The sequence below is a fragment of the Aeromicrobium jepli genome (assembly GCF_047246605.1).
Taxonomy (GTDB): Bacteria; Actinomycetota; Actinomycetes; order Propionibacteriales; family Nocardioidaceae; genus Aeromicrobium.
Genome location: NZ_JBFOKO010000001.1, coordinates 569,542 through 594,353, shown reverse-complemented (window position 1 = coordinate 594,353; position 24,812 = coordinate 569,542). Strand labels below are relative to the sequence as shown.

Annotated in this window: 23 protein-coding genes and 1 tRNA gene; 11 read left to right on the top strand and 13 right to left on the bottom strand. The window is 72.4% G+C overall.

Annotated elements, in window-relative coordinates; translation table 11 throughout:
• Positions 1-65 precede the first annotated feature (65 nt).
• The 7 genes from AB3M81_RS02915 (at position 66) to AB3M81_RS02885 (ending at position 8,056) form a co-directional block, all read left to right on the top strand.
• The gene (locus AB3M81_RS02915) at positions 66-1,511 is read left to right on the top strand and encodes a tyrosine-protein kinase domain-containing protein (RefSeq protein ID WP_412902399.1); all 1,446 of its coding nucleotides are present in this window, start codon (positions 66-68) and stop codon (positions 1,509-1,511) included.
• The gene (locus AB3M81_RS02910; protein ID WP_412902398.1) at positions 1,508-2,560 is read left to right on the top strand and encodes a YveK family protein; all 1,053 of its coding nucleotides are present in this window, start codon (positions 1,508-1,510) and stop codon (positions 2,558-2,560) included. The genes AB3M81_RS02915 and AB3M81_RS02910 overlap by 4 nt, the downstream gene beginning before the upstream one ends.
• On the top strand, positions 2,560-3,108 hold the full coding sequence (locus AB3M81_RS02905; RefSeq protein WP_412902563.1) for an arsenate reductase/protein-tyrosine-phosphatase family protein: 549 nt from the start codon (positions 2,560-2,562) through the stop codon (positions 3,106-3,108). The genes AB3M81_RS02910 and AB3M81_RS02905 overlap by 1 nt, the downstream gene beginning before the upstream one ends.
• Positions 3,105-4,106 (top strand): glycosyltransferase family protein, encoded by a 1,002-nt coding sequence (locus AB3M81_RS02900; RefSeq protein ID WP_412902397.1) that lies wholly within the window; start codon positions 3,105-3,107, stop codon positions 4,104-4,106. Before AB3M81_RS02905 ends, AB3M81_RS02900 begins: the two co-directional genes overlap by 4 nt.
• Positions 4,103-5,002 (top strand): glycosyltransferase, encoded by a 900-nt coding sequence (locus tag AB3M81_RS02895; protein WP_412902396.1) that lies wholly within the window; start codon positions 4,103-4,105, stop codon positions 5,000-5,002. Before AB3M81_RS02900 ends, AB3M81_RS02895 begins: the two co-directional genes overlap by 4 nt.
• Before the next feature lie 288 nt (positions 5,003-5,290).
• Complete coding sequence (locus AB3M81_RS02890; protein ID WP_412902395.1) at positions 5,291-6,853, top strand: right-handed parallel beta-helix repeat-containing protein; 1,563 nt, start codon at positions 5,291-5,293, stop codon at positions 6,851-6,853.
• A 141-nt stretch (positions 6,854-6,994) separates the two neighbouring features.
• Positions 6,995-8,056: a right-handed parallel beta-helix repeat-containing protein gene (locus AB3M81_RS02885; RefSeq protein WP_412902394.1), complete on the top strand. Its 1,062-nt coding sequence runs from the start codon at positions 6,995-6,997 to the stop codon at positions 8,054-8,056.
• Positions 8,057-8,068: 12 nt separating this feature from the next.
• Here the strand turns inward: AB3M81_RS02885 and pth are convergent, their stop codons facing one another.
• The 5 genes from pth to AB3M81_RS02860 form a co-directional block, all read right to left on the bottom strand.
• Complete coding sequence (gene pth / locus AB3M81_RS02880; RefSeq protein ID WP_412902393.1) at positions 8,069-8,635, bottom strand: aminoacyl-tRNA hydrolase; 567 nt, start codon at positions 8,633-8,635, stop codon at positions 8,069-8,071.
• Positions 8,635-9,270 (bottom strand): 50S ribosomal protein L25/general stress protein Ctc, encoded by a 636-nt coding sequence (locus tag AB3M81_RS02875; RefSeq protein WP_412902392.1) that lies wholly within the window; start codon positions 9,268-9,270, stop codon positions 8,635-8,637. The genes pth and AB3M81_RS02875 overlap by 1 nt, the downstream gene beginning before the upstream one ends.
• Before the next feature lie 163 nt (positions 9,271-9,433).
• The gene (locus AB3M81_RS02870) at positions 9,434-10,369 is read right to left on the bottom strand and encodes a ribose-phosphate diphosphokinase (RefSeq protein WP_412902562.1); all 936 of its coding nucleotides are present in this window, start codon (positions 10,367-10,369) and stop codon (positions 9,434-9,436) included.
• A gap of 22 nt (positions 10,370-10,391) precedes the next feature.
• Positions 10,392-11,843 (bottom strand): bifunctional UDP-N-acetylglucosamine diphosphorylase/glucosamine-1-phosphate N-acetyltransferase GlmU, encoded by a 1,452-nt coding sequence (glmU, locus tag AB3M81_RS02865; protein ID WP_412902391.1) that lies wholly within the window; start codon positions 11,841-11,843, stop codon positions 10,392-10,394.
• Between the two features lie 59 nt (positions 11,844-11,902).
• On the bottom strand, positions 11,903-12,226 hold the full coding sequence (locus AB3M81_RS02860) for an ArsR/SmtB family transcription factor (protein ID WP_412902390.1): 324 nt from the start codon (positions 12,224-12,226) through the stop codon (positions 11,903-11,905).
• Between the two features lie 16 nt (positions 12,227-12,242).
• Between AB3M81_RS02860 and AB3M81_RS02855 the strand changes: the two genes are divergently transcribed.
• Positions 12,243-12,722 carry an SRPBCC family protein gene (locus AB3M81_RS02855; RefSeq protein ID WP_412902389.1) on the top strand — a complete coding sequence of 160 codons (480 nt, stop codon included), beginning with the start codon at positions 12,243-12,245 and terminating at the stop codon, positions 12,720-12,722.
• Between the two features lie 14 nt (positions 12,723-12,736).
• Here AB3M81_RS02855 and AB3M81_RS02850 read toward each other — a convergent pair.
• Positions 12,737-12,818: transfer RNA gene (locus AB3M81_RS02850), tRNA-Gln, on the bottom strand.
• Positions 12,819-12,910: 92 nt separating this feature from the next.
• Here AB3M81_RS02850 and AB3M81_RS02845 point away from each other — a divergent pair.
• Positions 12,911-13,396 carry a MarR family winged helix-turn-helix transcriptional regulator gene (locus AB3M81_RS02845; protein ID WP_412902388.1) on the top strand — a complete coding sequence of 162 codons (486 nt, stop codon included), beginning with the start codon at positions 12,911-12,913 and terminating at the stop codon, positions 13,394-13,396.
• Here AB3M81_RS02845 and AB3M81_RS02840 read toward each other — a convergent pair whose 3' ends face one another.
• From AB3M81_RS02840 to metG, 6 genes are all read right to left on the bottom strand, one after another.
• Positions 13,397-15,172: an ABC-F family ATP-binding cassette domain-containing protein gene (locus tag AB3M81_RS02840; protein ID WP_412902387.1), complete on the bottom strand. Its 1,776-nt coding sequence runs from the start codon at positions 15,170-15,172 to the stop codon at positions 13,397-13,399. It abuts the gene before it with no gap.
• Positions 15,172-16,086, bottom strand: a complete 915-nt coding sequence (locus AB3M81_RS02835) for a 4-(cytidine 5'-diphospho)-2-C-methyl-D-erythritol kinase (RefSeq protein ID WP_412902386.1) — start codon at positions 16,084-16,086, stop codon at positions 15,172-15,174. The genes AB3M81_RS02840 and AB3M81_RS02835 overlap by 1 nt, the downstream gene beginning before the upstream one ends.
• Before the next feature lie 211 nt (positions 16,087-16,297).
• On the bottom strand, positions 16,298-17,182 hold the full coding sequence (rsmA, locus tag AB3M81_RS02830; RefSeq protein WP_412902385.1) for a 16S rRNA (adenine(1518)-N(6)/adenine(1519)-N(6))-dimethyltransferase RsmA: 885 nt from the start codon (positions 17,180-17,182) through the stop codon (positions 16,298-16,300).
• Positions 17,149-18,210: a resuscitation-promoting factor gene (locus AB3M81_RS02825; RefSeq protein WP_412902384.1), complete on the bottom strand. Its 1,062-nt coding sequence runs from the start codon at positions 18,208-18,210 to the stop codon at positions 17,149-17,151. Before AB3M81_RS02825 ends, rsmA begins: the two co-directional genes overlap by 34 nt.
• Before the next feature lie 119 nt (positions 18,211-18,329).
• The gene (locus tag AB3M81_RS02820; protein WP_412902383.1) at positions 18,330-19,190 is read right to left on the bottom strand and encodes a TatD family hydrolase; all 861 of its coding nucleotides are present in this window, start codon (positions 19,188-19,190) and stop codon (positions 18,330-18,332) included.
• Positions 19,190-20,770 carry a methionine--tRNA ligase gene (metG, locus tag AB3M81_RS02815; RefSeq protein ID WP_412902382.1) on the bottom strand — a complete coding sequence of 527 codons (1,581 nt, stop codon included), beginning with the start codon at positions 20,768-20,770 and terminating at the stop codon, positions 19,190-19,192. Before metG ends, AB3M81_RS02820 begins: the two co-directional genes overlap by 1 nt.
• A gap of 185 nt (positions 20,771-20,955) precedes the next feature.
• Between metG and AB3M81_RS02810 the strand changes: the two genes are divergently transcribed.
• Both AB3M81_RS02810 and AB3M81_RS02805 read left to right on the top strand, forming a co-directional pair.
• Entirely contained in the window at positions 20,956-21,573 is a 618-nt protein-coding gene (locus AB3M81_RS02810) for an ATP-binding cassette domain-containing protein (RefSeq protein WP_412902381.1), read from the top strand.
• Entirely contained in the window at positions 21,570-23,465 is a 1,896-nt protein-coding gene (locus tag AB3M81_RS02805) for a YhgE/Pip family protein (protein ID WP_412902380.1), read from the top strand. The genes AB3M81_RS02810 and AB3M81_RS02805 overlap by 4 nt, the downstream gene beginning before the upstream one ends.
• A gap of 9 nt (positions 23,466-23,474) precedes the next feature.
• Here AB3M81_RS02805 and AB3M81_RS02800 read toward each other — a convergent pair whose 3' ends face one another.
• Positions 23,475-24,812 (bottom strand): oligosaccharide flippase family protein, encoded by a 1,338-nt coding sequence (locus AB3M81_RS02800; RefSeq protein WP_412902379.1) that lies wholly within the window; start codon positions 24,810-24,812, stop codon positions 23,475-23,477.

The following is a 24,812-nucleotide window of genomic DNA, read 5'->3' as shown; positions in this document are numbered from 1 at the left end:
GAAAAAACGTAGACTCGAACCACCCCGTCGGGAGATCGGGATTCCGCGAGAGGGCGAGGGCACGCATGAAGTTCATCGACTACGTCCATGCGGTGCGCAAGAGCTGGCTCCTCATCGCGATCGTGGCCCTGCTCGGCGCCGCCGTCGCGTTCGGCCTGGCCAAGACGGCCACCCCGACGTACCAGTCGAGCAGCAAGGTCTACGTCGGCGTCGCCACCGGCGGCACGGTCGACGAGCTCGTCCAGGGCTCCACCTTCACCCAGAACCTCGTGCAGTCCTACGCCCAGATCGCCACGATGCCCGTCGTGCTGGACCCGGTCATCGCGCGTCTCGGCCTCGACACCGACGCCCGCAGCCTCGCGAAGTCCGTGCGAGCCGAGACCCCGCTGAACACCGTCATCATCGAGATCGTCGTGACGGACTCCGACCCCGAGCGCGCCGCGCGGATCGCCAACGCCATCGCGTTCCAGATGCCGCGCACCGTCGACTCCCTCTCGGCCACGCGCGAGAACGCGCAGGCGACCGTCAACGTGACGACGGTGTCGCGTGCGCTCGTGCCCGCCTATCCCGTCTCGCCCAACACGCGCCTGCAGACGGCGCTGGGCCTGGGACTGGGCCTGCTGGCCGGCGTCCTGCTGGCGCTCGCCCGCCACCTGCTGGACACGCGCCTGCGCGGTGTCGAGGACATCGCGGCGCTCACGGACGTGCCCGTCCTCGGCGCGATCCCGCTGTGGCGCGGTCCCGAGAGCGAGCGGGTCAGCATCCTGCGGCGCCCGCGCAGCCCCCGCTCGGAGTCGTACCGGCGCCTGCGGTCCAACCTCGAGTTCGTCAAGGAGGGCGGCGCCACGTGCGTCGTCGTCACCTCCGCCCTGCCCGGCGAGGGCAAGTCCACGACCGCGGCCAACCTGGCCGCCGCGATGGCCGAGGACGGCTCGCGCGTGCTGCTCGTCGACGCCGACCTGCGCCGCCCCACGGTCGCGGACACCACCGGCCTGGAGAGCGCGCTCGGCCTGTCGACCGTGCTCATCGGCAAGGCCCAGCTGTTCGGCACGGTCCAGCGCTGGGGCGACACCACGGTCGACGTCCTCACGAGCGGCGAGATCCCGCCCAACCCCCTGCAGCTCATCGAGTCGCGCGCGATGGGCACGCTCATCGAGCACGCCCGCACCGCGTACGACTTCGTTGTGTTCGACTCGCCTCCCCTGCTGTCGCTCGTGGACGCCGCCGTCCTGGCTCGGCGCACCGACGGCCCGCTCGTGGTCACCTCCAGCGGCCGCACGCGGCGCAAGCAGCTGGCCTCGGCCCTGGAGACCCTGCGGGTCGCCGACGTCACGCCGATCGGCATCGCCCTCACGCGGGCGCGCGCGGGCGACTCGACCAGCTACGCCTACTACGCGCAGAACGAGCCGGGCCGGCTCGCCTCGCTGCTGCGCCGGCTGCGTCCCGCCCGGCAGCCGGCCGCCCCCGCGACCGTGCCCGCCGCCGAGTCCTCCACGAGCGAGTCGCCGTGACCGCTGGGGATCCGCCGGCCGCGACCGTCGACCTGCTGCGGTCGCTGCTGCGGCACGGCTGGCTGTTCGCGATCGCGCTGGTCCCCGCCGCCCTGCTGTTCGCGCTGACCCCTCCCCCGGCCTCGGGCTGGGTGGGCTCGGGATCGGTCGCGCTGCGCCCGCCCGACCGGGCGTCCGTGGGCGACCTGCGCCAGTTCGAGGCGTACACCCGCCGCTACGTCGACACCTTCGCCCAGCTCGCCACGACCGGCGCGGTGCTCAACGACGTGATCCTCGAGCTCGGACTGTCCACGAGCACCCGCGACCTCGCGAGCCGCATCACGATCGTCCATCCCGAGAGCCGCGAGCTGGTGTCGTTCGAGGTCGCGGCCGACGACCGCGACGAGGCGCTCACGCTCGCGGACGCGCTCGGCGACGCCCTGGCCGACCGCATCGAGCTGCTGGGCCCGCGCGGCGACCGGGTCGGCACACTCGTCCGCGCCCAGGCCCTGGCCCCGTCGGCGTCCGAGATCCCGGCCGGCCGCCCGATCCTGCTGCCCGCCCTGCTGGCCGCGGCCGGACTCGCGGCCGCGGCGGCGTGGGTGCTGTGGCGCTTCGCGACCGACGACGTCCTGCGCCGCCCCGACGAGCTGGCCGACATCACGACGGCCCCCGTCCTGGCGACCTTCCGCGCGGGCGAGGCCGACGAGCACGCGGCGCACCTGCTGCGCCTGCACCTGGACGCCGACCGCGCGGACGCCGCCTCGGTCCAGGCCCACCTCGTCGGCACGACGCCGTCGGCGACCGAGGCGTTCGCCGTGCGCGAGCGGCTGCTGCGCTCGTTCGGCGCGTCCGTGCGCACGGCGCCGCACATCGACGTCGTGCGGCCCGACCGGATCGCCGCGGTGCCGGACGCGCTCGTCGTCGCGGCCCTGCACCGGACCACCGGCACGCAGCTGACGCACCTGCTGCGCACGATCGAGAGCCACGGTGGCAGCGTCGCCGCGCTCGTGGCCCACCAGCCCCGCCGCTCCTGGCTGCGGCGCCTCGCGAGGAGGTCCCGGACGTGATGGCACCGCCCGAGCACCTGCTGTTCGTCTGCACGGCGAACATCTGCCGGTCCCCCGCCGCCGAGGCGATCCTGCGGCACCGGCTGGGCGACGCTGACCGCACGCGCGTCAGCAGTGCAGGCGTCCGCGCCCACCCGGACCTGCCCCTGGACGAGACGATGGCGCGGCTGCTGGCCGCCGACGGCATCGAGGCGCCGGACTTCCGCTCGACCGAGATCGACACCGCGACCCTCGCGCGCGCCTCGATCGTCGTCACGATGACGCGGCGGCACCGCAGCACGCTCGTGACGCGCTTCCCGGACGTCCTGCCGCGCGCGTTCACGCTCGTCGAGCTGGCGGCCCTGCTCGCCGAGACGGGTCCCGCAGCCGACCTCGTCGAGCTCGCCGCGCGGCGGCCCTACCTGTCGGTCTCGGGCGAGCAGCTCGACGTCGTCGACCCCTACCGCCGGCGCCGCCGCGTCTATCAGCGCACGTACGCCCAGATCCGCGAGTCCGTCACCACGATCGCCGAGGTCCTCTACGGCGCGGCGCGGCAGGAGGTCCGGTGACCCCTCGCTCCCGCGACCTCGTGGTCCTCGAGTCCTTCGGCGAGCCCCGCCCCACCACGAACCCCTACGTCGTCATGCTGCTGCGCGCGCTGGAGGCGACCGATTGCCTCGTCCCCCTGACCTTCACCTGGCGCCGCGCGTTGCTGGCGCGGTACGACGTCTTCCACGTGCACTGGCCCGAGATCCTGCTGATGCAGGGCTCGGGCGTGCGCCGGGCGGCGCGACGGCTGCTGTTCCTGCTCCTGCTCGTGCGGCTGCGCGTGCTGCGCGTCCCGGTCGTGCGGACCCAGCACAACGTGCGCCCCCACGAGGACCTCGGCACGGTCGCCGAGGCGCTGCTGCGCGGCCTCGACCGGCAGGTCGCGGGCGTGATCTCGCTCAACCGGCTGCCCGTCCTGGGCACGGTCGCGGCCCACGCGATCCTGCACGGCGACTACCGCGACTGGTACGCCGCGCTCCCCCAGCCGTCGCCCGAGGCCGGCCGGCTCGGCTTCTTCGGCCTGATCCGGCCCTACAAGGGAGTCGAGGACCTGCTCGACGCCTTCGCCGGGACGGAGCCGTCGCTGCGCCTCGCGATCGCCGGCAGTCCGCAGGACGAGCGGCTCGCGGCGCGACTGCGCGCCGCGCCGGCGGCCGACCCCCGCGTCGACGTGCGGCTGCGCCACCTCTCGGACGCCGAGCTGGTCGACCACGTGTGCCGCAGCGTGCTGGTCGTCCTGCCGTACCGGGCCGGCCTGAACTCGGGCGGGGCCTTGGCGGCGCTGTCCCTGTCGAGGCCGGTGCTCATGCCGGCGACGGACGCCAACCGGCTGCTCGCGGACGAGGTCGGCACGGACTGGGTCCGGCTGTACGAGGGCGAGCTGACCGCCGACGTCCTCGAGGCCGAGGCCGCCCGGGCCGCGCGTCTCTCCGGCGCTCCCGACCTGTCGGCCCGGCGCTGGTCCGACGCGGGCCCCGCCCACCTGGCCGCGTTCCGCGAGGCGGTGGACCGCCGATGAGCGCGCGCTTCGACGGACTCGCGGTCGTGGTCGTGAACTACGGCGCCAGCGCCCTGCTCGCCGACGGGCTGGTCGCCACCGCCCGGGACCTGCCGGGGGCGGACGTCGTCGTGGTCGACAACCTCAGCACGCGCGGAGAGCGCGACGCCGTGGGCGCCCTGGCCGCCCTCCACGGCTGGCACCTCGTGGCCGCCGACGAGAACCTGGGCTTCGGCGCCGGGTGCAACGTGGGCGCTGCGGCCGCGTGGGCGCGCGGCGCGACTCGCGTGCTGCTGCTCAACCCCGACGCCACGATCGACGGCCGGTCGGTCGCCCTGCTGGAGGACGTCGTGGCCCGCGAGCCCCTGACGCTCGCCGCGCCGGTCGTCCGCCGTCCCGACGGCTCGGTGTGGACCGCGGGCAACCGGCTCGACCTCACGACCGGGCGGATGCTGCCGCCCTCGTCGGAGTCGACCTCCGAGATGGCGTGGCTCAGCGGCGCGTGCCTGCTGGCGACCGCCGAGCTGTGGCAGCGCATCGGCGGCTTCGACGACGCGTACTTCCTCTACTGGGAGGACGTGGACCTGTCGGCCCGCGTCACGGCGGCGGGCGGCACGCTGCGCGTGGTCCCGGAGGCCATCGCGATCCACGAGGTCGGCGGGACGCAGGTCACCACGGGCCGGGCGCGGTCCCCGCTCTACTACTACTTCAACATCCGGAACCGCCAGCTCTTCGCCGAGCGGCACCTGTCGCCGCCGCTGCGCCGCCGCTGGAGCCGCACGGCGCTTCCCGCCGCTCGCGAGATCGTCCTGCGCGGTGGCCGGCGGCAGCTGCTGCGGCCGTGGCCCGTGCTGAGGATCACGTGGCGCGCACTGTCGGACGCCCGGTGCCGGCGCTGGGGCCGCGGCCCCTTCTGACGAACGGCCCGCAGCGCCGCCACGCCGGACTCCGGTCCGCATTTCGCCTGCGATGACAGGCCTTCCCAGCACTGACCCCACGCTGGACGTGCTGTTTCCTCGGTGACGGCTGCGACGTGTGTTACGCGCGCGCCCGACTCCCCTTCTCCAAATCTGCTTGCGTGTGAGTGGTGTGACTCACAGTATTTAAGTGGTTCACGTTCTTGGTGTTACTCGTGTTATCTAGCCTTGACATCGAACGAGGGTTCGTCGAATCGGGGTTTTCCAACCGATACACGGAGGAAATGAATGTCACACCGCCACTTCTGGCAGCGCCTCACCGTCACCGCGGTGGGCGTCTTTGCAACGACGGCCGCCCTCATGACTCCCACCGCCGGCGCGACCGCCGCGACGGCCGCGAGTGGGGCAGCCACCAAGAGCTTCACCAGCGTCAAGGCACGCACCGTCGTCTCCACGGCCGTCAAGCCGGGGACCAAGAAGACCTTCTCGACCAAGGCGCCCAAGAGCGCCCGCGGCGTCTACCTGGCCGTGTACGTCAAGGCCACCACCAAGGGTGGCACGATCCGCGTCCGCGGAGTCGGCCGCAAGGCCGCCTCGCGCGCCAAGGTCACCGTCAAGCGCCAGTCGCCGGCCGCGCGCACCATCCTGGTGCCCGTCGCCTCGAACGGCCGCGCGGTCCTGACCAGCTCGGCCCGTGGCCGGGTCCAGGCCCGCATCGTCGGCTACAGCCGCACGAGCGCGGCCCCGAAGGTCCGCGGCGCGAAGGCGAGCAAGACCGTCCGTGGCGCCCGCGCCACGTCCGTCTCCCTGGCCTCGGCTCCGGCCGGCGCCACCGCTGCCGTCGTCACGATGAAGACGTGGGGCGCCAAGAAGGCCGCCCGCCTGAGCCTGTGCTCGACGCGTGACACCGCGAGCTGCCGCTCGACCGTCCGCGCCGTCGCCACGAAGGGCCGGACGTCCGCCACCAAGACGATCGTCCCGCTGCTGGGCTCGAGGAAGCTCACGCTGCGCTCGTCCACGCCGGTCTCGGCGAAGGTCAACGTCCAGGGCTACGTCATCGGCTCGGGCACGACCCGGACCACGCCGACCACGCCTCCCGGCAAGCCCGGCGTCCCGGCCGGCGTCACGCTGCGCAAGATCTACGGCGACCAGACCATCACGAAGAACGGCACCGTCCTCGACGGCGTCGAGATCTTCGGCCGGGTCTCGATCAAGGCCGCCAACGTCACGATCAAGAACTCGCGCATCCGCGGCCAGAAGCCCGCCGGCAACGGCATCGTCTCGGCCAAGGGCTCGAACACCCTGATCAAGGACGTCGAGATCTTCTCGGACCTGCGCAACCCCGACTCGAACGGGATCATGGGCTACGGCTTCACGCTGAACCGCGTCCAGATCCGCGACGTCGTCGACAGCGTCCACGTGACGGGCGACAACGTCCGGATCAAGGACTCGTGGCTGCACTCCAACACGCACTACGAGCAGGACCCGAACTGGGGCGGCAAGCCGAGCCACGACGACAACATCCAGATCGTCAAGGGCAACAACATCGTCATCGAGGGCACGCACCTGGAGGACTCGCACAGCGCCGCGGTGATGATGGTCCAGGACCAGGGCCCCATCTCCAACGTGACCCTGCGCGGCAACACCATCGGTGGTGGCGCCTGCTCGGTCAACATGGCGGTCAAGGGCTACGGCCCGCTGAAGAACATCCTGGTCACCACGAACACGTTCAAGCGCAACCAGACCAAGCACCTGGGCTGTGCGGTGATCGCCCCGGCCGCCTCGGTGCCGACGCTGGTCAGCAACGTCTGGTACCACGACGGCAGCTCCGTGAAGCTGTCGCGCGGCTGACGCACACTCCCCCGCCCATCTCACCGGTCGGACAGCGAACACCGCTGTCCGGCCGGTGAGTTGTTAGGCTCCTGCGCGGGTCGTTCTCGGGCGTCACGGACCCCCCGGACCGTCGTCTCCGATCCTCGCGGGAGTTCCCGAGTGCCCTCCACCACGACCCTGCGCGTCCTCGCCGGCGCGACCACCGTCCTGGCCCTGTCCCTCAGCGCGTGCGAGATCCGCCTCGCGTCGCCGCCGCCGGCCAACCCGGCCCCCGTGCCCTCGGCGCCCGCCACCGCCGCGGCGCCCCGGCCCACCACGGCTCCCACCACCGCTGCGCCTCGGCCCACCACGGCGCCGACGCCGACCACGCGGCCCACCACCGCGCCCACGCCGAAGCCCAGCGCTCCGCCCAGTCCCACGCCGACGCCCACGACTGCGCCGCCGCCCGTCCCGGTCGACCACCCCTCGACGCCCGGCGTGCCGCCCGGCACCCGGCTGACGCAGATGAAGGGCGACCTGACGATCACCAAGCCCGGCACCGTCATCAGCAACGCCGAGATCCTCGGCCGCGTCTCCATCAAGGCGCCGAACGTGACGATCAGGAACTCGCGCATCCGTGCGCAGGCGCCGACGTCCTCGGGCATCGTCAACACGAAGCAGCCCGGCGTCGTCATCAAGGACACCGAGATCCTCTCCGACGTCCGCACGCCCGAGTCCAACGGCATCATGGGCTGGAACTTCACGCTCGAGCGCGTACGCATCCACTCGGTCGTCGACCAGGTGCACATCCACGGCGCGGGCCACGTGACGATCCGCGACTCGTGGCTGCACGACAACACGCACTACGAGCAGGACCCGCTGTGGGGCGGCAAGCCCAGCCACGACGACAACATCCAGGTGACCTCGGGGACCGACATCCTCATCGAGGGCACGCGGCTGGAGGACTCGCACAGCGCGGCGATCATGCTGGGCCAGGACCAGGGCGCGATCCGCAACGTCACGGTGCGCGAGAACACGATCGCCGGCGGCGCGTGCTCGGTGAACGTGGCACCCAAGGACCACGGGCCGCTCGCGGGGCTGTCCATCGCCCGCAACGAGTTCGTGCTGGGCACGCAGCGCCTGCCGCGCTGCGCGGTGATCGCCCTGCCGACCTACAAGACGGTCCTGGCCGACAACGTGTGGCAGCAGACGGGCGACGAGGTCACGCTGACGCGCGGCTGAGGCCGGCGCGGCTCAGGAGTTGAATGTGCTCTGGGTCTGCGCCAGGCCCACCGTCATGAGGCTCTCGACCGCGTCCGCGGCCTCCTGCGTGACGATGTCGGCCTCGGTGCGCTCGGCCTTGGTGAACGGCTTGAGCACGAAGTCGTGGACGGGCTGCTGTCCCGGGGGCCGGCCGATGCCGTACCGCACGCGCAGGAAGTCGCCCGTGCCCAGCGACTGGCGGATCGACTTGAGGCCGTTGTGGCCGTTGTCGCCGCCGCCGAGCTTGCAGCGCAGCGAGCCCAGCGGCAGGTCGAGCTCGTCGTGGATCACGATGAGGTTCTCGACGGGCACGTCGTAGTACTTCACGAGTGCCGACACCGCCCCGCCGCTCTCGTTCATGTACGAGCGAGAGCGGCCGAGCACGGTGCGCTGTCCGGCGAGCAGGCCGGACACGATGTCCGCGCGCGCCGCCTTGAGAGACGAGAACCGGCCGCCCATGCGGGCGGCCAGCTCATCGGTCACGTGGTACCCGACGTTGTGCCGGGTGGCGGCGTACGAGGGGCCGGGGTTCCCCAGCCCGACGACGAGCCAGGTCATCAGCCGTTGGCCGACTCCGGCTCGGGGGTCTCGGCCTCGTCGTACTCGATGCCGGCCTCGGCGGCCGCCTCGTCGAGCTCGGCCTCGACCTCGGACGCCGTCGGCGCGTGCGTCACGTTGACGATCAGCAGGTCGCCCTCGACGGCGAGCGCGGTGCCCTGCGGCAGCTCGAGGTCGGAGGCGACGATCTGGGCGCCGACCTCGAGGCCCTCGACCGAGACCTCGATCTCGGTGGGCAGGTGGGTGGCCTCGGCCTCGACGGCGACGGTGGCGTTCTCGGTGACGACCAGCGCGTCGGCGGCGGCCTCGCCCGTCACGGTGATCGGGACGTCGACGGCGACCTTCTCGCCGCGCTTGACGATGAGCAGGTCGACGTGCTCGATGAAGCCCTTGAGCGGGTCACGCTGGACCTGCTTGGGCAGCGCGAGGTGGTTGTCCGAGCCCAGGTCGATCGACAGCAGCGCGTTCGGGGTCTTGAGCGCGAGCATCGTGTCGTGGCCGGGCAGGGTCACGTGGATGGGATCGGTGCCGTGTCCGTAGAGCACGGCGGGGACCTTGTTGTCGCGACGGATGCGGCGGGCCGCACCCTTGCCGAACTCGGTGCGCTGCTCGGCGGAAAGCTTGATCTCGGACACGGGGAAATCTCTCCTCGAAGGGGTCTGGTTCTTTGCCTGGCGCTCGGCGCTCGACACAGCACTCCTGCGGAGCGCCCTGTCGATCACGGTCCGAGCGGACCCTCGCCGAGGCAACCCCGCCATCCTAACGCACGCGGACGCGTGCCCCGAAATCGGTGCGAGATCAGGAGAACAGGCTGGTGACCGAGCCGTCCTCGAAGACCGCGGAGACGGCCTGCGCGAGCAGCGGCGCGATCGACAGGACCGTGAGCTTGTCGAACTGCTGCTCGTCGGCCAGCGGCAGCGTGTTGGTGACGATGACCTCGCTGGCGACCGAGTTCTTGAGCCGGTCGACGGCCGGGCCCGAGAAGACGGCGTGCGTGGCCGCGATGACGACCTCGGCCGCGCCGTCGTTCATGAGCGCCTCGGCGGCCTGGCAGATCGTGCCGCCGGTGTCGATGAGGTCGTCGACCAGGATGCACGTGCGGCCGGCGACCTCGCCGACGACGCGGTTCGCCTTGGTGACGTTGGCCTGCGTGACGTCGCGCGTCTTGTGGATGAACGCCAGCGGGGCGTTGTCGAACTGGCGGGCCCAGTGCTCGGCGACCTTGATGCGGCCGGCGTCGGGCGACACGATCGCGAGCGGCTTCTTGCCATAGCGCTTGCGCACCTGGCGGGTCAGGATCGGCATCGCCAGCAGGTGGTCCACGGGGCCGTCGAAGAAGCCCTGGATCTGCGCGGTGTGCAGGTCGACCGTCATGAGGCGGTCGGCGCCGGCGGCCAGGAACAGGTCGGCCATGAGGCGCGCGCTGATGGGCTCCCGGCCGATGTGCTTCTTGTCCTGGCGGGCGTAGCCGTAGAACGGCAGGACGACCGTGATGCGGCGGGCGGAGGCGCGCTTGAGCGCGTCGATCATGATGAGCTGCTCCATGATCGCCTCGTTGATGGGGGCGGCATGGCTCTGGATGACGAAGGCGTCGCAGCCGCGCACCGACTCGTCGAAGCGGACGTAGATCTCGCCGTTGGCGAAGTCGTACGCCGTGGTGGGCACGAGGTCGACCTCGAGGAGCTCGGCGACCTCCTTGGCCAACGTGGGGTGTGCCCGGCCCGAGAACAACATGAGGTTGCTCTGGGGCGTGCGCTTACTGAGGCTCTTGGTGCTGGCCACCGCTGTTCTCCTGCGTGCTCTGGTCCGCGGCGTGCGCGGAGGGAGTGCCCGGCCGCCGGCTCGCGACCCACCCCTCGATTGTCCTCTGTCCACTCGCCGGGACGGCCAGCGCCCCCGGCGCCACGTCCTCGCGCACGACGGCCCCGGCGCCGGTGTGAGCGCCGTCACCGAGCGTCACGGGCGCGACGAAGACGTTGTGGCAGCCGGTCTTGACGTGCGAGCCGATCGTGGTGCGGTGCTTGTTCACCCCGTCGTAGTTCGCGGTGATCGCGCCGGCGCCCAGGTTGGTGCCCTCCCCCACCTCGGCGTCGCCGATGTAGGACAGGTGCGGGACCTTCGTGCCGGCCCCGAGCGTGGTGTTCTTCAGCTCGACGTACGTGCCGACCTTGGCGCGCTCGCCGATCCGGTTGCCCGGGCGCAGGTACGCGAACGGGCCGACCGTGGCGCCGGGGCCCACGACCGTGTCCTGGCCGTGGGTGCGCACGATCGTGGCGTCGTCGCCCACCTCGACGTTGCGCAGCGTCGTGTCGGGGCCGATCGTGACGCCCTCGCCGATCGTGCTGGCGCCGAGCAGCTGCGTGCCCGGCAGGATCGTCGTGTCGCGCCCGATCGTGACGGCCGAGTCGATCCACGTCGTCTCGGGGTCGACGATCGTGACGCCCTCGGCGAGCCAGTGGTCGACGGTGCGGCGGTTGAGCTCGCGGCCCAGGCGCACGAGCTGGCGGCGGTCGTTGACGCCCTCGGTCTGCCACACGTCCTCGAGCACGTGCGCGCCGACCGGCAGCCCCTCGCTCACGGCCTGGCCGACGATGTCGGTGAGGTACAGCTCGGCCTGCGCGTTGTCGGTGCTGAGGGCGCGGACGGCACGGTCGAGGAAGGCGCCGTCGACGACGAGGATGCCGCTGTTGACCTCGCGCGTGGCGCGCTCGTCCTCGGTGGCGTCCTTGTGCTCGCGGATCGCGGTGACCGCGCCGCTCGCGTCGCGCAGGATGCGGCCGTAGCCCGTGGGGTCCTCGGGCTCGGAGCTGAGGATCGTGACGGCGCGCCGCTCGGCGCGGTGCTCGTCGATCAGCAGGCGCAGCGTGTCGGCCGCCAGCAGCGGGACGTCGGCATATGTGACCAGGTAGGTCTCGCTCGTGCTCTCGGCCGCGTCGAGCGCGACGCGCACGGCGTCGCCCGTGCCCAGCTGCTCGGTCTGCACGGCGATCGTGGCGCTGGGGTCGAGCGCGCTCACGGCGGCCTCGACCTGCTCGCGGTCGTGGCCCACGACGGCGACCACGTGGTCGATCCCGGCGCCGCGGACGGCGTCGAGCGCGTGCCCGAGCATGGGGCGCCCGGCGATCTCGTGCAGCACCTTGGCGCGGCGCGACCTCATCCGGGTGCCGGCCCCGGCGGCCAGGACGATGGCGGTGACCTGCTGGCTCACATCACTCCTCGGTTGGCGGACCTTCCGAGTGTAGGTGTCCCCCGGGCACGCATGCCGCGTCAGTCGTCGCCGAGGCACTGCAGGAGGTCCACGGCCGCGCGGGCGTAGTCGCTGATCCAGCGGTCGTGGATGCGCTTGATGGGCAGCGGCGCGAGCGCCAGGTGCCGCTCGCGGCCGACCTTGCGGCCCGTGACGAGCTCGGCCCGCTCGAGCACGCGCAGGTGCTGCAGCACCGTGGTGCGGTCGAGGTCGTCGAAGGCGGCGCACAGGGCACCCGTGGTCAGCGGGGCCTCGCGCAGTGCGTCCAGCATCCGGCGGCGCACGGGGTTGGCAAGGGCCTTGAAGACGAGGTCGTCGTCGGCACTGTTCCCCTTGGCTGACATGTTGTAACTTTACAACATGAGCCCGTCCGATCGTCTCGACACGCTGTCGTTCACCGTCTCCGGCCGCATCGCGCGACCGTGCGCCGAGGTCTACGAGGCCATCGCCGACCCCGAGCAGCTCTCCCATTACTTCACGACCGGCGGTGCGCGCGGCCGCCTCGAGCCCGGCGCGGACGTCACGTGGGACTTCGCCGACTTCCCCGGCCGCTTCCCCGTCACGGTCGTGGAGGCCGATCCGCCCCACCGGATCGTGATCGAGTGGGACGGGCAGGCGACCGCCGGCGACACGGGGTCGACGCGGACCACGTTCGAGCTCGAGCCCGTCGAGGGCGACGCGAGCCGCACCCTCGTCACGATCACCGAGGAGTCGTGGACGGTGACGCCCGACGGCGCGCGCAGCGCCTTCGGGAACTGCGAGGGCTGGACCGGGATGCTCGCCGCCCTCAAGGCGTGGGTCGAGCACGGGATCAACCTGCGCGAGGGCTTCTACCGCTGAGCCGCCCGCGGACGTGGCTCCCCGGGTAGGAGTCGAACCTACGTCGCTAGTCCTGATTCAAAGTCAGGCGGGCCCTGCCGGCAGACCAACCGGGGATCATCGCTGCTCAGGCTACCGGAGCGGCGCCGCGCGACCGCCGCGCGGCAAGTATCTCGACCTCAAGAATCTTGAACGACTACCGTGGCGTCATGGACGAGGTCGACCAGATCGTCGCGGCGTGGCGCCGGGAGCGCCCGGACGCCGAGGTGACGCCCATGGAGATCTTCAGCCGGCTCACCCGGCTGGCCAAGCACCTCGAGCGACTGCGCAAGCAGGCGTTCGCGTCGCACGGCCTCGAGGTGTGGGAGTGGGACGTCCTGTCCGCCCTGCGCCGCTCGGGCGAGCCCTACGAGCTCTCCCCCGGCCAGCTGGTCGCCACCACGATGGTCACGAGCGGCACGATGACCAACCGCGTCGACCGCCTCGTCTCGCGCGGCCTCGTCGTCCGGCGGCCGGCGCCCTCGGACCGCCGCGGCATCCTCGTGCGGCTCACGCCGGACGGCCGCGCCCGCGTCGACGGCGCGCTGGACGCCCTGCTCGAGCTGGAGCACGCGACCCTGCAGAGCCTGCCCGTCGAGGAGCGCGAGCACGTCGCGCGCGGCCTGCGCGCGCTCAGCTCGCACTTCACGGGCTGACTACTCCAGCTCGGCGGACACCTCGAGCCAGGCCTCCTCGGCCTCGGCCAGCTCCTGCGCGCGCGGCTCGCGCTCGCGGTTGAGCTCCATGAGCCTGGCGGGCTCGGTGGCGGCCTCGACCATCGCGCGGTCGAGCTCGGCGATCTGCTCGGTCAGCCGCTCGATCCGCCGCTCGTGCTTCGCGAGGTCCTTCTTGAGCTGCCGCTCGTTCGCCCCACCCCGCTGAGTTGCACGTTCCGCCACCTCGGGACGGCGTGTCGCGGGCGAATCGTGCAACTCAGCGGGTCGGGCGGCTCGCAGGCGCAGGTACTCGTCGACGCCGCCCGGCAGGTGCCGCAGGTGGGAGTCGAGGACGGCGTACTGGTGGTCCGTGACGCGCTCGAGGAGGTACCGGTCGTGCGAGACGACCAGCAGCGTGCCGGGCCACGTGTCGAGCAGGTCCTCGATCGCGGCGAGCATGTCGGTGTCCATGTCGTTCGTGGGCTCGTCGAGGATCAGCACGTTCGGTTCGTCGAGCAGGATCAGCAGCAGCTGCAGCCGCCGGCGCTGGCCACCGGACAGGTCGCGCACGGGCGTCGAGAGCTGGGCCGAGGTGAAGCCGAGCCTCTCGAGCAGCTGGCCCGGCGTCATCTCCTTGCCGTCGGCCTCGTACGACGTGCGCTTGCGGCCGACGACCTCGCTGACGCGGTCGTCAGCGACGGCGTCGAGGTCGGACAGCTGCTGCGTGAGCGCCGCGATCCGCACGGTCTTGCCGTGCTTGACCCGCCCGCTCGTCGGCTGGACCGCACCCGTGACGAGGCCGAGCAGCGTGCTCTTGCCGGCGCCGTTGGGGCCGAGGATGCCGGCGCGCTCGCCGGGGCCGATGCGCCACTCGACGTCGCGCAGCACGGGACGGTCGTCGTACGACACCGAGACGTCGAGGATGTCCACGACGTCCTTGCCCAGGCGGGCGGTCGCCAGCTTCGCGAGCGAGACCGAGTCCCGCACGGGAGGCTCGCGCGCGATGAGCTCGTTCGCGGCGTCGATGCGGAACTTGGGCTTCGAGGTGCGGGCAGGCGCGCCCCGGCGCAGCCACGCGAGCTCCTTGCGCATGAGGTTCTGGCGGCGCTCCTCGCTCGCGGCGGCCTGCCGGTCGCGCTCGACGCGCTGCAGCACGTAGGCCGCGTAGCCGCCCTCGTACGCGTCGACGCGCGCGTCGTGGACCTCCCACGTCAGGGTGCACACCTCGTCGAGGAACCAGCGGTCGTGCGTCACGACGAGCAGCGCCTCGGTGCGTCGCTTCACGTGCTCGGCGAGCCACGTGACGCCCTCGAGGTCGAGGTGGTTGGTGGGCTCGTCCAGCACGAGCAGGTCCCAGCGCCGCACGAGCGTGCGCGCCAGGGCCACGCGACGGCGCTGGCCGCCGCTGAGGGCCGTGACCGAGGCGTCGTGGTCGATGTCCGCCATGAGGCCGGCCAGGACGTCGCGGACCGCCGGGTCCGACGCCCACTCGTGCTCGGGGCGGTCGCCGACGACCGCCGTGATCGCGGTCAGCGCGGGGTCGAGGACGTCGTCCTGCTCGACCACGCCGACGCGCAGGTCGCGGCGCCACGTGACGCGGCCCGAGTCGGGCTCGAAGCGCTTCGCCAGGATGCGCAGCAGCGTGGACTTGCCGTCGCCGTTGCGGCCGACGACGCCGATGCGGTCGCCCTCGCCCACGCCGACGGTGACGTCGGACAGGACGGTGCCGGACGGGAAGGACTGGCCGATGCGCTCGGCGACGACGAGGGGCGGCATCAGATCAGCCGGGCCCCGGTGACGGGCCCGCGCGACTGGATGACGTCGGCGGCGGTGCCCGTGCTGGCGAGGGCCATCGCGAGGTCGAGGCCGTGCTGCTCGGACGCGGCCAGGAACAGGGTCGTGGGACCGGAGCCGGAGATGAGGGCGCCGAGCGCACCGGCCTCGAGGCCCACCTTGAGCGTGTCGGCCAGCTCGGGGCGCAGCGACAGCGCGGCGTCGGTGAGGTCGTTGGACAGCGACCGGCCCAGGGCATGCGCGTCACCGGCACGCAGCGCGTTCAGCAGCGCGTCGGGGACCTCGGGCTCGAGCACGCCGTGCGGGTTGAGCCGGTCGAACTCGGCGTAGACCGCCGCCGTGGAGAGTCCCTCACCGGCCGTCGCGAAGACCCAGTGGTAGCTGCCGCGCGCCAGGATGGGACTGATCGTCTCGCCCCGGCCGCCGCCGATCGCGTTGCCGCCGTGCAGCAGGAACGGGACGTCGCTGCCGAGCTCGGCGGCCAGCGGCTCCAGCTCGAGGCGCGACAGGCCGCCGCCCCACAGCTCGTTGCAGCCGACCAGCGCGGCGGCCGCATCGGCCGAGCCGCCCGCCATGCCGCCCGCGACGGGGATGACCTTGCGGATCGAGAGGTCGGCGCCGAGGTCGGGACGCCCCAGGTGCTCGCGCAGCAGCTTCGCGGCGCGCACGGCGATGTTGTCGTCGCCGACGGGGACGGCCGTCCCCTCGGGCAGGTCGATCTCGGCGTGGACCGTGACGGTCACCTCGTCGTCGTCGCGATCGGTGGCGCGGACCTCGTCGTGGAGGTCGACGGCCTGGTAGACGGTCGCGAGCGAGTGGTACCCGTCAGCGCGGGCCCGGCCGACGCCGAGGGACAGATTCACCTTGGCGGGCACGCGCACCGTCACTCTGGACACCACGGCTCCAACCTAACGGGCGGCCGGGAGGTCACGCTCCCCGGCGGGCTCCCCGGCCTTCGAGTGCGGGCTCCCCGGTGATCGAGTGCCCGCGAGGAACGAGCGGGTGTATCGAGATCACGTCGAATCCACGTGATCTCGATACACCGTCTCGCTGCGCTCGCCGGCACTCGATCGCCGGGTGGCGGGGCCGGGCGCCGGCGGACCCGGGTCAGGCCAGGTGCTCGGCGATGGTGGCGAACTGCTCGACCGTGAGCTGCTCGCCGCGAGTGCGCGGGTCGATGCCCGCGGCGACGAGGGCGGCCTCGGCGGCCTCGCCTCCCCCGGCCACGCCGGACAGGGCGGCCCGCAGGGTCTTGCGACGCTGGGCGAACGCGGCGTCCACGACGCGGAAGACGGACTTGCGGTCGCCGGCGGGAGGCTCCCGGCGCACGAGCGACACGAGCGCGGAGTCGACGTTGGGCGCCGGCCAGAAGACGTTGCGGCCGATGTTGCCCGCGAGCCGCACGTCGGTGTACCAGGCGGCCTTGACGCTGGGGATGCCGTACGTGCGCGAGCCCGGGCCGGCAGCGAGCCGGTGCGCGACCTCGGCCTGCACCATCACCAGGACGCTGCGCAGGGACGGGAACGTCTCGAGGAAGTGCAGCAGCACCGGCACCGAGACGTTGTACGGCAGGTTCGCCACGAGGGCCGTGGGCGGCGGTCCCGGCAGCTCGGTCACGCGCATCGCGTCGGCGTGCACGAGCTCGAACCGGTCGGCGGCGCCGGGTGCGAACTCCTCGATCGTCGCGGGGAGCCGGCCCGCGAGCACGTCGTCGATCTCGACGGCCGTGACGTGCTTCGCGCGGTCCAGCAGCGCGAGGGTCAGCGAGCCCAGGCCGGGTCCGATCTCGACCACGACGTCGTCGGCGCCGACGCCCGAGACGTCGACGATCCGCCGCACCGTGTTGGCGTCGATGACGAAGTTCTGGCCCTTCTGCTTCGTGGGCCGCACCCCGGCCTGCTCGGCGAGCCGACGGATGTCGGCCGCGCCCAGCAGGCGGATCTCACCGCCGGGAGCGCTCAGTGGACGCCGACCTTGGCCGCGCAGGACCACTGGCCCCAGCCCGAGCGCGCCTGCAGGATCTTGGCGTACTTGATCTGCGTCGCCTTGCTCTGCTCGTGCGGGTACCCGGGGCCGCCGACGCTGCGCCACGTGGCGAGCGAGAACTGCAGGCCGCCGTAGTAGCCGTTGCCGGTGTTGATGCTCCAGTTGCCACCGGACTCGCACTTGGCGATCCGGTCCCAGACACCGCCGTCGACGGAGTCGGGGTTCTTCGTGCCGCGCTTGACGACCTCGGTGATCGGCTCGCGGACCGAGCTGCGCGAGACGATGCGGCGCTCGCGGACCTTGCCATCGGCCAGGATCAGCTCGACGCGGGCGCGGTCGAGGCCGTCACGACCGTCCTTGACGACCTCGGTGTCCCCGGCGAACAGCGACGAGTCGTTCGTGTAGGTGACCTCGTGGTCCACGGCGAGCTTCTCGACGCGGGTGACCTTCTTGATGCGCACGACGCGCGTGCTCTGGCGCGGCTTGAGGTACGCGCCGAGGCCCGGCTTGACCTCGTCCAGCGCGCCGACCGTGACGCCCTCCTGGGCGAGCAGCGCCTCCATCGTGGGCGCCGAGGTCGTCACGGCGCGCTTCCTGCCGTCGACCTTGAGCGTCACGCGCTTGGGGTTGCTGACGACGAGGCTGTTGCCGTCGAGCCCGAGGCGCTCGTCGAGGTCCATCGACAGGCTGGCGCCCTCGCGCGGCTGCACGCCGAGCGTCTGCAGCGCGCTCTCGACGTCGACGTCGTGCACGGTGTTCTGGCTGATCTTGCCGTCCACGACGAGCGTGACGGCCTTCGCGCGGCGCACCTTGACGACGTCGCCGTCGTCGATGTCGCTCGTGACGGCGGGGCTGACCTTGGTGGTCGAGTCGAGCTCCACGCCCTTCTCGGCCAGCAGCTCGCGGACGGTCTCGCTCTCGGTGCGCACGTCGGTCACGACGCCGTCGACGTCGACCGTGACGAGGTCATCGAACGTCGAGGCGTGCACGATGCCGCCGACGGCGACCACCATGCCGAGCGCGACAGCGCCCATCGTGAGGGTGTTCCGGGGAGTGATGTCGGGCAAGAAGCGGGGCACAAACTACCTCAGGGGTTGGAGATACAACCTTTCCACCATGCGTGTTGGTCGCACCAATTATCAAGTCCTGTGACTCAGGAGACATTAGCGACCCGCGTGGGCCACTGTCCCCCGAACGCCCGATCGGTGTTCGCGGCGATGTCCGCGCAGAGCTCCGCGAGGTCCGCGTCCAGCACCTGCGCCATGGACCGGACGGTGTGCGGCACGAGGAACGAGGCGTTCGGCTCGCCGCGGTGCGGCGTGGGCGTCAGGAACGGCGCGTCGGTCTCGACGAGGATGCGGTCGCGCGGCGTGATCCGCAGCGCCTCGCGCAGGTACTCGGCGTTCTTGAACGTGACCGTCCCGGCGAACGAGAGGTACGCGCCGCGGTCGAGGCAGCGCTGCGCGAACTCGGCGTCGCCGCTGAAGCAGTGCATGACGACGCGCTCGGGGACGCCCTCGTCGTCGAGGATCGCCAGGACGTCGTCGTGCGCGTCCCGGTCGTGGATGACGAGCGTCCGGTCGTGCCGCTTCGCGATCCGGATGTGCTCGCGGAACGAGTGCTGCTGCCGTGGGCGCATGTCGGCTCCGGTACGGAAGTAGTCGAGGCCGGTCTCGCCGACGGCGCGCACGACGGGATCGGCGGCCAGCCGGTCGATCTCGGCCAGGTCCGCCTCGAGGGTCTCGCTGCGGGCGGCGTCGTTGGGGTGCATCGCGACGGCGGCGACGATGCTGGGCTCTCGGCGAGCCACCTCGACGGCCCAGCGCGAGCCCTCGAGGTCGCAGCCGACCTGGACGATGCGGGTCACGCCGACGGCGGCCGCCCGGTCGAGCGCCTCGTCAACGGGGATGAGGGCGCCGCCGCGGATGCGGGTGTCCAGGTGGCAGTGGTTGTCCACCACGGCGACCGGCAGCGGCTCGGGCGCCTCGGGCCAGCCCTCGGTGAGCGCGGTCATCAGCTCTCGGCGAGGTCGATGCGCGGGAACAGCGAGGGCACCTTCGTCACGGTGGAGCCCGGGCGCAGCCGGCCCCACGTGGCGACCTGGTCGATGCGCTGGTCCGCCAGCGGACCGAGGTCGGGCTCGGCGCCGAGCGACTCCCACAGCGAGCCGGTGGCCTTCGGCATGACCGGGTGCAGGGTCACGGCCAGCACGCGCAGGCCCTCGGCGGCGGTGTTGAGGATCGTGCCGAGGCGCTCGCGCCGGGACTCGTCCTTGGCGACCGCCCACGGCTCGGACTCGGTGATGTAGAGGTTGAGCGCGTCGACGATGCGCCAGATCGCGGCCAGGGCGTCCTGCGGGGCGATGCGCTCCATCGCCTCGTCGGCCTCGGCGACCGCGGCCCCGACCGTCTCGACGATGCGCTGCTCGGCGTCGCCCAGCGGGCCCGCCGCCGGCAGCTCGCCGCCGAAGTACTTGCCGATCATGGCGGCCACGCGCGAGGCGAGGTTGCCGAAGCCGTTGGCCAGCTCGGCGTGGTACCGCGCGCCGATGTCCTCCCACGAGATCGAGCCGTCGCTGCCGAACGTGAGCGCGCGCGTGAAGTAGTAGCGGTACGCGTCCGAGCCGAACGTGCCGACGATCTCGGTCGGGTGGATGCCGTTGGCCTTGCTCTTGCTCATCTTCTGGCCGCCGACGAGCAGCCAGCCGTGGGCGAACACCCGGTGGGGCACCGGCAGGCCCGCGGCCATCAGCAGCGCGGGCCAGATGACGGCGTGGAAGCGCACGATGTCCTTGCCGACGAAGTGGACGTTCGCGGGCCACAGCTCGGCGAGGCGCTCGTCGTCGACGCCGTAGCCGGCGGCCGTGACGTAGTTCAGCAGCGCCTCGATCCACACGTACATGACGTGCGAGTCGTCCCACGGCAGCGGGATGCCCCAGTCGAACGTGGAGCGCGAGATCGACAGGTCCTTGAGGCCGCCGCGCACGAACGCGAGCACCTCGTTGCGGGCCGACTCGGGCTGGACGAAGTCGGGTCGCTCCTCGTAGAGCGCGAGCAGCCTCTCGGCGTACTTGCTCAAGGGGAAGAAGTAGTTCTCCTCGGTGACGTGCTCGAGGCGGCTCCCGTCGAGCGTCGAGACCTTGAAGCCCTCGTCGTCGCCCTCGCCGTCGGTGACGTACTCGTCCGCGACGAACTCCTCGGAGCCGACGCTGTACCAGCCCGAGAACTCGCCCTTGTACACCTCGCCGCGGTCGTACAGGTCCTGCCAGAACGCCTGCGCGCCCTTCTCGTGGCGCGCCTCGGTGGTGCGGATGAAGTCGTCGTTGGCCGCGTCGATCGTGCGCAGCATCGGCAGCCACTCGTTCTCGACCAGGCGGTCGACCCACTCCTGCGGCGAGACGCCGTTGGCCTGCGCCTTGCGCAGGACCTTCTGGCCGTGCTCGTCGACGCCGGTCAGGTACTGGACGCGCTCGCCGCGCTGGCGGTGCCAGCGGGTGATGACGTCGCCGATCGTGGTCGTGTAGCCGTGCCCGATGTGGGGCGCGTCGTTGACGTAGTAGATCGGCGTCGTGGCGTAGAACGTGGGCTCGGGCACGCCTCCGAGTCTAGTGAGCGGCGCGCCGGGGCCGCGTCCCGGTCGCGGTCCTCGCGGTGGCGGCCGGCGGACGGTGGCGCGCCCGTGATCTCGGCGACAGGACGGCGCCGCGGCTTGGGCTGACGCGCCGGCATGGAGCACAGTGGAGGGTCGGCCCCTGTCCGGGAGGCCGGGAGCGAGGGAACATGCTGGTCGAATCGATGGACGTCGCGGTGGACGGACCCCACGGGGCCGTGCTCGCGCCGACGTCGGCACAGTTCGAGTCGGGGTCGGTCACGATCGTCGACGGGCCGCCCGGCACCGGGCACACGGCCTTCAGCCTCGCGGTGGCCGGTCGGCTGATCCCGTCCTCGGGCCGGGTGCTGGTCGACGGTGAGCAGGACGCCGGGCGCCTGCGCCGCGAGGTCGCGGTCGTCGACGTGCCCGACGTGTCCGAGCCCGACGAGGCGGTCTCGCTCGCCACGGCGATCGGCGAGGAGCTCGCGATGGCGCGCATGCCGGCGGGCCGCTCCCACGTGCGCGATTGGCTCACCGACCACGGCGCCGAGCAGTGGCGGCGGACGCGGGTCGAGGACGTGCCGCCGGACGTGCGGATCCGGCTGCTCACGCTGCTCGCGGCACGGCGGCCGGGAGTCCGCGCCCTCGTGCTGTGCTGCCCCGACCGCTACGGCGCCAGCCCCGAGGCCGCCCTGAGCGTGGCCCGCCTGCTGGCCGCCGACGGCTTCGCGGTGTGCCTGCAGCTCATGACGAACACCCTGCGCGCCGTGGACGTCCCGCGCGCCACCCTCGGGAGGACGCGATGAACTCGCTGCGACTGGCGCTCAGTGAGCTGCGACGGCTCGGCGCGGGACGGCTCCCGCGACTGGCCGTCCTGGCGGTCGTGCTGATCCCGACGCTCTACGCCTCGCTCTACCTGTGGGCGAACCACGACCCGTACGGCCGGCTCACCAAGGTCGAGGCGGCCCTCGTCGTCGAGGACCGGCCCGCCACCAGCTCGAGCGGCGACGAGATCGCCGCCGGCCGTGAGGTCGCGAAGGACCTCGTCGAGGACGGCTCGTTCGCGTGGCGCGAGGTCTCGGCCGGTGACGCGGCGCTCGGCGTCGAGAACGGCGACTACCTGTTCGCGCTCACGATCCCGCGCGGGTTCTCCGAGGCGCTCGCCTCGACGGCCGACTTCGACCCCCAGCAGGGCACGCTGCTGCTGACGACGAACGCCGCGAACAACTACCTGTCCACCACGATCGCCGACCAGGTGCTGTCGAAGGTGAGCTCGTCGATCGCCCAGAACGTCAGCGAGCGTGCCGCCTCGCAGTTCCTGCTCGGGTTCTCGACGCTGCACGACCAGCTGGCCGAGGCGGGACGCGGCGCGGCGCGGCTCGCGGACGGACTCGGCGACGCCCGGTCCGGGAGCCGGCAGCTGGCCGACGGCGCCGCGACCCTCGCGGACGGGGAGCAGGACCTCGTCGACGGCCAGCGGCAGCTCGGCACCGGCCTGTCCGACGCGGTCGACGGCAGCGCGCGACTCGAGACCGGCTCGCGCCGCGTCGCGGACGGGACGGCCGAGCTGGCCGCCGCCGGCGACCGGGTCGCCGCCGCCGCGCGGCAGGCGCGCGCGGACCTGGCGACCGCCCGCGACGAGATCGAGCAGGCCCTGGCCGACTCCGGCCTCAGCGACGAGGAGCAGCAGCGGATCCTCGCCCGGCTCGACCGCCTCGACCGTCCGCTGGACCGCATCGACGACCGGGTGCAGGGCACCGCGCGGCAGGTGGACCGCCTCGCCGACGGCGCCGAGCAGGTCGCCGACGGCACGGCCACGCTGCACCGCGGCCTCGTGACCGCGCAGGACGGCTCGGACCGGCTGCTGGCCGGCCAGGTCGAGGCGCGTGACGGGGCGAACCGGCTGCGCGACGGCAGCGCCGATCTCGCGCAGGGGCTCGTCGAGGCCGAGTCCGGCGCGACGCGCCTCGCCGACGGGCTCAAGGACGGCCTGCGGTCGATCCCCGACCTGACGAGCGACCAGCGTGACGAGACCGCGTCCACGATCGCCTCGCCCATCCGGACGCAGGACGTCCAGCAGGCCTCGGTCGACAGCTACGGGTCGGGCCTGGCGCCCTTCTTCCTCTCGATCGGCGCGTGGGTCGGCGGGTACGTGATGTTCCTGCTCGTGCGCCCGCTGTCCAACCGCGCCATCGCGGCCCGGCAGTCCCCGCTGCGCACCGCGCTCGGCGGCTGGCTCACGCCGTTCGCGCTGGCGGCCGCGCAGGTGCTCGTGATGCTCGGCGTGGTCATGGCGGTGGTCGGCATCGACGTGCTGCGCGCGACGCAGGTCGCCCTGTTCCTGCTGCTCGTCGCGGCGGCGTTCGTGGCGATCGTGCACTGCCTCAACGCCTGGCTCGGGCCCGTCGGGCAGCTGCTCGGCCTCGTGCTGCTGGTGCTGCAGCTGGCCGCGTCGGGCGGGACGTTCCCGTGGCAGACGCTGCCGTCGGTCCTCCAGACCGCCCACCAGGTGCTGCCGATGTCGTACGCGCTCGACGGGATCCGCCACCTCATGTACGGGGCCTCGCTCGACGGGCTGCCGAGGGACATCGCCGTGCTGGCCGCCTACGTGGTCGGCTGCCTGGCGCTGACGTCCGCGGCGGCGTACCGGCGCCGCATCTGGCGCGTCTCGCAGATCAAGCCCGAGATCGCCCTGTAGCCGCTCGGCTCAGGCGGCGGCCTGCTCGCGCCGCCGCCTGGCCACGTCGCGCTGGGCGTACCAGAGGTTGGGCACCACCTGGCAGAGCAGGACGGCGGTCGCGGGACCCGCGACCGCGCCCGCCGCGCCGATGGCGGGGATGAGCGCCCACGCGACGCCCAGGCCGATGGGGATCATGACGATCGTCGGCAGGACCTGGAACCTCAGTCCCCGCTCGTCGGTCATGTACATGCCCACGGGGTACTTCGAGGCCTGCAGTGCGACGAAGGCGACGTACGCCAGCACCAGCGCGAGGTCGAGGTGGATCTCGCCGTCGGAGATGAAGTCGGCCAGCCACGGCGACACGGCGGCGAGCGCCCCGGCGAGCACGAGCCCGCCCGCGATGAACCACACGGTGGCCGCGAGCGGCGACTCCACCCGCGACTGCGACCGGGCGCTCGCGAAGTGGGGCCACAGCGCCATCCCGGCGGTCGCGATCGTCTGCAGCGCGAGGCCGAACAGCTGCGAGGCGAGGTTGTACTGCGCGAGGTCCTGACCCTCGCCGAGGTGGCTCAGCAGGATGCGGCCGGTCTGCATCGTGATGGGCAGCGTCACCATCTGCACGAGCATCGGCCAGGCCAGGTCGAACACCGGCACGCCCGGCACCGACCGAAGCCGCACGACGTCGCGGAAGGCCGCCCCGACCTGCGGCCGCAGGGCGTGCGCGGCGATGCCCAGGCAGATGACCGAGACGATCGCGTTGCCGAGGTAGGACACGACCGGCAGGTACGCGCCCATCGGCACCGACAGCGCCGCGGCCGCGCCGATGACGAGCAGCATGAAGGGCGCGACCACCGACTGGGCCGCGACCTGCGTCGTGTTGCGGTGCAGGCCCACGAGGATGCGCTGGCCCACGGTCAGCGGCAGCACGAGGCCGAACACGAGCAGGCACAGGAACGCCGACAGCTCGCCGCCGTCCTCGAGCAGCCCCTCCCCCAGCACGCTTCCCCACGCGCCGGTCACGTACAGCAGCGCCGAGACCAGCGCGATGATCGACCCGGACACGATCATGATCCGCAGCGCCGAGGTGATGGTCCGCCGCACGAGCTCGTCGCGGCGCGGGTCGCCGGAGCCGGCGATCGCGTTGATGACGACGGCCGCGATGCCCAGGTCCGCGAACGGCAGCAGGTTCGGCAGCGTCGCCAGCAGGCCGTAGTTCGCGTACGCGTCGACGCCGTAGGACGTGATGATGATCCGGCTGGTGATGATGCCGAGCACCCCGGACAGGCCCATGACGACGACCTTGGCCATCGCGCTGGTGCCGACCTTGCGCCAGACGGACGCGGTCGTGTCGGAGGTCGTTCCCAC

Excerpts from the sequence above, each read along its gene's own strand:
- AB3M81_RS02810 (WP_412902381.1), top strand. The coding sequence starts at position 20,956 with ATGCTGGTCGAATCGATGGACGTCGCGGTGGACGGACCCCACGGGGCC.
- AB3M81_RS02905 (WP_412902563.1), top strand. The coding sequence starts at position 2,560 with ATGGCACCGCCCGAGCACCTGCTGTTCGTCTGCACGGCGAACATCTGC.
- AB3M81_RS02890 (WP_412902395.1), top strand. The coding sequence starts at position 5,291 with ATGTCACACCGCCACTTCTGGCAGCGCCTCACCGTCACCGCGGTGGGC.
- AB3M81_RS02825 (WP_412902384.1), bottom strand. The coding sequence starts at position 18,210 with ATGGGCGCTGTCGCGCTCGGCATGGTGGTCGCCGTCGGCGGCATCGTG.
- AB3M81_RS02820 (WP_412902383.1), bottom strand. The coding sequence starts at position 19,190 with ATGACCGCGCTCACCGAGGGCTGGCCCGAGGCGCCCGAGCCGCTGCCG.
- AB3M81_RS02895 (WP_412902396.1), top strand. The coding sequence starts at position 4,103 with ATGAGCGCGCGCTTCGACGGACTCGCGGTCGTGGTCGTGAACTACGGC.
- AB3M81_RS02870 (WP_412902562.1), bottom strand. The coding sequence starts at position 10,369 with ATGTTGTTCTCGGGCCGGGCACACCCCACGTTGGCCAAGGAGGTCGCC.
- AB3M81_RS02840 (WP_412902387.1), bottom strand. The coding sequence starts at position 15,172 with ATGCCGCCCCTCGTCGTCGCCGAGCGCATCGGCCAGTCCTTCCCGTCC.
- AB3M81_RS02845 (WP_412902388.1), top strand. The coding sequence starts at position 12,911 with ATGGACGAGGTCGACCAGATCGTCGCGGCGTGGCGCCGGGAGCGCCCG.
- pth (WP_412902393.1), bottom strand. The coding sequence starts at position 8,635 with ATGACCTGGCTCGTCGTCGGGCTGGGGAACCCCGGCCCCTCGTACGCC.
- AB3M81_RS02915 (WP_412902399.1), top strand. The coding sequence starts at position 66 with ATGAAGTTCATCGACTACGTCCATGCGGTGCGCAAGAGCTGGCTCCTC.
- AB3M81_RS02855 (WP_412902389.1), top strand. The coding sequence starts at position 12,243 with ATGAGCCCGTCCGATCGTCTCGACACGCTGTCGTTCACCGTCTCCGGC.
- AB3M81_RS02860 (WP_412902390.1), bottom strand. The coding sequence starts at position 12,226 with ATGTCAGCCAAGGGGAACAGTGCCGACGACGACCTCGTCTTCAAGGCC.
- AB3M81_RS02805 (WP_412902380.1), top strand. The coding sequence starts at position 21,570 with ATGAACTCGCTGCGACTGGCGCTCAGTGAGCTGCGACGGCTCGGCGCG.